Consider the following 781-nt stretch of genomic DNA (forward strand, 5'->3'; position numbering starts at 1 on the left):
AATCGTCATTCCAGAGTTCATCAAGCTAGGTGTCGAGAAAGAAGACGCTTACAACTACGCGTCTATTGGCTGTATTGAAACCGCTGTTCCAGGCAAATGGGGTTACCGTTGCACGGGTATGAGTTTCATTAACTTTGCGCGTATTTTGCTGGCGGCGCTTAACGAAGGTGTGGATGCAACCACGGGCAAAGCCTTCTTGCCGCATGATAAGTCGTTGGCAAAAGGCAACTTCGAGAGTTTTGATCAAGTCACCGCTTCTTGGGCGGAGCAAATTCGCTACTACACACGTAAATCGATTGAGATCGATACCGTAGTCGACAGCGTGCTTGAGCAGCAAGCGCAAGATATTTTCTGCTCATCGCTGGTGGATGACTGTTTGGCGCGCGGTAAAACAGTAAAAGAAGGCGGAGCGAAATACGATTGGGTATCTGGCCTGCAAGCGGGTATTGCCAAATTGGGTAACAGTTTGGCGGCGATCAAACATTTGGTGTTTGAAGAAGCACAAATCAGCCAAACGGAACTGGCAAAAGCATTAGAAGAAGACTTCGATGGTATTGAGAACGAACAACTTCGCCAACGCTTAATCAACTTCGCGCCAAAATACGGCAATGACGACGATTATGTCGACCAACTGCTGGCTGATGCTTACCAAGTTTATATCGATGAGTTGGCGCAATTTGTCAACACACGTCATGGGCGCGGACCAATTGGTGGTGGCTACTACGCGGGAACATCGAGCATCTCTGCTAACGTGCCATTTGGCGCATCCACGATGGCAACA

Annotated in this window: 1 protein-coding gene; it reads left to right on the forward strand. The window is 48.7% G+C overall.

Annotation, left to right across the window (positions count from 1 at the left end):
* A partial coding sequence (locus tag R8N47_RS24610) for a pyruvate formate lyase family protein (protein WP_318186024.1) occupies positions 1–781 on the forward strand: 781 nt, incomplete at both ends.

It is taken from the genome of Vibrio sp. 2132-1, from assembly GCF_033344315.1.